At 64.9% G+C, this 4,556-nt stretch carries 4 protein-coding genes; all 4 read right to left on the bottom strand.

Annotated features, from left to right (window positions below):
• From ACR0D6_RS22465 to ACR0D6_RS22480, 4 genes are read right to left on the bottom strand one after another with little or no spacing between them, the layout of a single operon-like run.
• Positions 1-972 (bottom strand): 2-hydroxyacid dehydrogenase, encoded by a 972-nt coding sequence (locus tag ACR0D6_RS22465; RefSeq protein ID WP_170657661.1) that lies wholly within the window; start codon positions 970-972, stop codon positions 1-3.
• On the bottom strand, positions 972-1,859 hold the full coding sequence (gene sucD / locus ACR0D6_RS22470; protein WP_480453287.1) for a succinate--CoA ligase subunit alpha: 888 nt from the start codon (positions 1,857-1,859) through the stop codon (positions 972-974). Before sucD ends, ACR0D6_RS22465 begins: the two co-directional genes overlap by 1 nt.
• Positions 1,856-3,055, bottom strand: a complete 1,200-nt coding sequence (locus tag ACR0D6_RS22475; RefSeq protein WP_170657657.1) for a malate--CoA ligase subunit beta — start codon at positions 3,053-3,055, stop codon at positions 1,856-1,858. Before ACR0D6_RS22475 ends, sucD begins: the two co-directional genes overlap by 4 nt.
• 23 nt (positions 3,056-3,078) lie before the next feature.
• On the bottom strand, positions 3,079-4,323 hold the full coding sequence (locus tag ACR0D6_RS22480; protein ID WP_480767153.1) for a pyridoxal-phosphate-dependent aminotransferase family protein: 1,245 nt from the start codon (positions 4,321-4,323) through the stop codon (positions 3,079-3,081).
• Positions 4,324-4,556 lie beyond the last annotated feature (233 nt).

Raw genomic sequence — 4,556 nt, forward strand, 5'->3', positions numbered from 1 at the left:
TCAAATCACTCTGTCTTGAGGTTTTTTACCGTTGAAGAATTGGTTGAGGTTTTTGATGACGCGGAATCCCATAGCTTCGCGGGCCTCGCGTGTTGCGCTTCCGAGATGGGGGAGCATGACGAGGTTGTCGCATTGCATGAGGTCCGGACTGATGCGGGGTTCGGCGTCGAAGACGTCGAGGGCGGCGCCGCCGATCATGTCGAACATGAGCGCCTGGATGAGGGCCCATTCATCGATGACCTCGCCGCGGGCGGTGTTGATCAGAAAGGCGTCGGGTTTCATCAGGCCCAGGCGGCGCGAGTTGATCAGATGCCGGTTGGCGGCGCCGCCGGGGCAGTGCAGCGAGACGAAGTCGCAGTGCGGCAGCAGGTCGTCGAGCGTGTCGACCTGGGTTGCGTTGCAGCGGGCCAGCACCTCGGGCGCCACGGGGCTGCGGTTGTAGACCAGGATGTCCATGCCGAACCCATGATGGGCACGGCGCGCCATTTCCTGACCGATCCGGCCATAGCCGACGATGCCCAGCGTCTTGCCGCTGACCTTGGTGCCGATCAGATGCGTGGGCCGCCAACCGGTCCAGTTTCCGGCGCGCAGTTCGCGTTCGCCTTCGCCGGCCCGCCGCGCCACCATCAGCAGCAGCGTCATGGCGATGTCGGCGGTGCATTCGGACAGCACATCGGGGGTGTTGGTCACGGTCATGCCCAGCTGGCGCGCCGACGGTTCGCAGATATGGCTGTAGCCGACGCCGTAATTGGCCAGAATGCGGGTCTGGGCGGCGGGTACGTCCAGCGCCTCGGCGCTGAGCGTGTCGGTGACGGTGGGCAGCACCGCGTCATAGGTTTTCAGGGCCTGCCGGATCTCGGCCGGGGACATGGGCCTGTCACCGGTGTTGAGCGCGACGTTGTAGTCCTCGGCCAGCTGCGCCTCGACGGCGGCAGGCCAGCGACGGGTAACAAGAACCGACGGTTTGACCATCACGCAGCCTCCATCACGCGGGCGATGGTTTCGCCGATGACAGCGGGGTTTTCGGCCACGGTCACACCGGCGGCGGACAGGATCTCGACCTTTTCGGAGGCGCTTTCGCCAAAGGCCGAGATGATCGCGCCCGCATGGCCCATGGTGCGGCCCTTGGGTGCGGTCAGACCGGCAACATAGGCCACCACCGGCTTGCTGATGTGGTTGCGGATATACTCGGCCGCCTCGGCCTCCTGCGGTCCGCCGATCTCGCCGATCATGGCGATGATATGGGTGTCTTCGTCCTGTTCGAAGCGTTCCAGTATATCCCGGAAGGACGAGCCGTTGATCGGGTCGCCGCCGATGCCGACACTAGTCGAGACGCCGATGCCGCGCTCTTTCAGCTGCGCTGCGGCCTCATATCCCAGCGTGCCCGAGCGGCCGATGATGCCGACATTTCCGGGCAGGTAGATATGGCCGGGCATGATCCCCAGCAGCGCCTTGCCGGGGCTGATCGTGCCCGCGCAGTTGGGCCCGGTCAGCACCATGCGGTTCTCCCGCGGATAGCGGTACATGTAGCGCTTGACCCGGATCATGTCCTGCGCCGGGATGCCGTCGGTGATGCAGACGCAATAGCGAATGCCCGCATCCGCCGCCTCCATGATCGAATCTGCGGCAAAGGGGGGCGGCACGAAGACCAGGCTGGCATCGGCGCCGGTGGCCTCGACGGCCTGTTTGACGGTGTCGAAGACCGGCACGCCCTCGACGGTTTCACCGCCCTTGCCGGGCACCACGCCGCCGACGACATTGGTGCCATAGTCCAGCATGTCCTTGGTGTGGAACCGCGCCATGCGGCCGGTGATGCCCTGAACGATGACGCGGGAATCGCGATCGAGAAGAATGCTCATTGCACAGCCCTCATCTTGGTGGCCTGGGTAAGGTCGTTCTGCCAGGCGCCCACGGCGCGCTCGGCGGCTTCCATCAATGTGGTGGCGCGGATGATCGGCAGGCCCGACTGGGCGAGGATCTTCTGACCCTCTTCCACATTGGTCCCGGCCAGCCGCACCACGACGGGCAGCTCAAGCTGCAGCTCCCTGAGCGCCTGCACGACGCCCTCGGCCACCCAGTCGCAGCGGTTGATGCCGGCAAAGATGTTGACCAGCACCGCCTGCACGTTCTTGTCCGACAGCACCAGACGGAACGCCTTGGCGACACGTTCCGGCGAGGCCCCGCCGCCGATATCGAGGAAGTTGGCAGGCTCGCCGCCCGCCAGCTTGATGGTGTCCATGGTGGCCATGGCAAGGCCCGCACCGTTCACGATGCAGCCGATATTGCCGTCCAGCCCGACATAGGACAGGCCCCGGTCGGCGGCGCGGCTTTCGCGCGGGTCTTCCTGGCTCTTGTCGCGCAGCTCGGCGATCTGCGGGTGACGGAACAGGGCGTTGTCGTCAAAGCTCATCTTGGCGTCCAGCGCCAGAACCCGGTTGTCGCCGGTGATCACCAGCGGGTTGATCTCGACCATGGTCGCGTCCAGATCGCGGAAAGCGGCATAACAGCCCTGCAGCGTGCGCACCATCTGCTGCACCAGGGCAGGTTCCAGCCCCAGCTCGAACGCAATCTCGCGCGCCTGGAATTCCTGCAGCCCCACCGCCGGTTCGACGATCGAGCGCACGATGCTCTCGGGGCGCTCGGCCGAGATGTCCTCGATCTCCATGCCACCCTCGGACGAGGCGACGATCATCACCCGCTGGCTGGAGCGGTCCAGCACGAAGCCCAGATAGATCTCGCGGTCGATCGGCACGGCGGATTCCACGTAAACGCGATAGATGCCCTTGCCCTCGGGGCCGGTCTGATGGGTGACCAGCTTGCGCCCGAACATGTCCTCGCAGGCCTCGTAAATCTCGCTTTCGGACTGGCACAGCTTGACGCCGCCGGCCTTGCCGCGCCCGCCCGCATGCACCTGCGCCTTGACGATCCATTTGTCGCCACCCAGCTCGCGCGCGCGATAGGCCGCCTGTTCCGGGCTGTAGGCCAGCGCCCCCGAGGGCACCGCGACGCCGAAGTTCGAAAGAACTTCCTTGGCCTGATATTCGTGGATGTCCATTTGCTCCTCCCTGTTGAGCGGCGTTACTGCGCGGCAATCGCCGGGGCGTAATGCTTGTCGAGAATGCCGTCGATGGCGGCGTGATCCACCTCGGCGCCCAAGGCGCGCATCGCATCCGCAAAGCGGCGCACGATCTCGCGGATGGCCGTCGGGTTCAGCTGGTTCAGGATGCCGATGCGGACCTGCACCGGGGCCGAAAGGGTGGGCCAGATGCCAAAGCCCTCGGCCCGGCAGTTCTGCACCAGCTCCATTTCCCGGCCCGCCAGCGCACCCGGCAGGTTCAGCACCACAAGGCTGGTCATGTTCGACGTCACCTCGCAGCCCATCGCCGCAACCGCCTCGCGCAGGGCGGCCTCGTGGGTGCAATAGGCGTCGGCACGCGCAGCCAGCGTTTCCTGCAGCGTCAGGCGCAGGGATTCATGAAAGGCCGCCACCGCATAACCCGAATGGGTCCGGTGATAGGTGCCCTTTTCAACGTCCTGACCGTCAACGATGCCCCAGTGGCGCGCCTCGAAGATCGGGTTGTGCACATAGGTATAGGCGCCGTTTGCCTTCAGCGTCTCGATATAGGCGTCGGTGAAGCTGACCGGCGCATAGGTCAGCGGCAGGCAGCACAGACCCTTTTGCGGGCACGAGGCCCAGCCGGCGATGCCGGGATAGTCGTCGATCGAAAAATCCTCGACCCCCAGCGACGACACCGCATCGATCAGGCCCATAACGCCGTGGCGTTCGCAGGCATCCGAGAAGCCGCGCAGGTCGTTGATCCGCCCCGAGCCGGTTTCCCAATGCGCCATGAAGGCCCATTTCGGCTTGTGCTCGGCCAGCGCCGCCTCGACCATCTCACCGGTCACCGACTGCCCGTGCGGCACGTCGATCACGGTGACGCTTGCCGCCTGCGGGTCCAGCGCATTCGCCGCCAGCTCGGCGCGGGTGGCCGCCTTGATGCGCAGGGTCAGCGCGTCGATGCCGGAAAACGTGCCGTTGGAAAAGGCCACGACCCGGTCGCCGGGCATCACCGCCGAGAACATCGTGTCCAACCCGCTCCAGCCGGTGCCCGCCACCGCAAAGGTATAGGTGTTCGACGTGCCCCAGATCGCGCGCAGCATCTGCTTGCACTCGACCATGCCGCGCAGCACGTCACCCTGCATGTGATCGGCAACCCCGGCACCGGCAAAAGCCTGCAGCACGCGGGCATCGGTATTGCCCGGCCCCGGACCGGCCGCCAGGGTCTCGGGGATCTCGAGCGGGGGAAAAATCGGAAGGGTCATCGTCAGATATCCTCGGCAGTTGACGGCCAGCACGGCCCGGTGTGTCATGTCGAGCGCCAGAAAACCCGATGCTTGCCCCGTCGCGCAACGTAACTTACTACTGCTTTAGGACTTCTAATAAGACGGGCAAAAAACTACCCAAATGGGTAAGGATACCACCGTATACCGCAACTCACACCACCAAAACGGGTAGGTAAACCCAAATTCAAAGGCAATTTCATATGCTTGGGAAA

Source organism: Ruegeria sp. BJ6 (assembly GCF_056537885.1).

Excerpts from the sequence above, each read along its gene's own strand:
- ACR0D6_RS22465 (WP_170657661.1), bottom strand. The coding sequence starts at position 972 with ATGGTCAAACCGTCGGTTCTTGTTACCCGTCGCTGGCCTGCCGCCGTC.
- sucD (WP_480453287.1), bottom strand. The coding sequence starts at position 1,859 with ATGAGCATTCTTCTCGATCGCGATTCCCGCGTCATCGTTCAGGGCATC.
- ACR0D6_RS22475 (WP_170657657.1), bottom strand. The coding sequence starts at position 3,055 with ATGGACATCCACGAATATCAGGCCAAGGAAGTTCTTTCGAACTTCGGC.
- ACR0D6_RS22480 (WP_480767153.1), bottom strand. The coding sequence starts at position 4,323 with ATGACCCTTCCGATTTTTCCCCCGCTCGAGATCCCCGAGACCCTGGCG.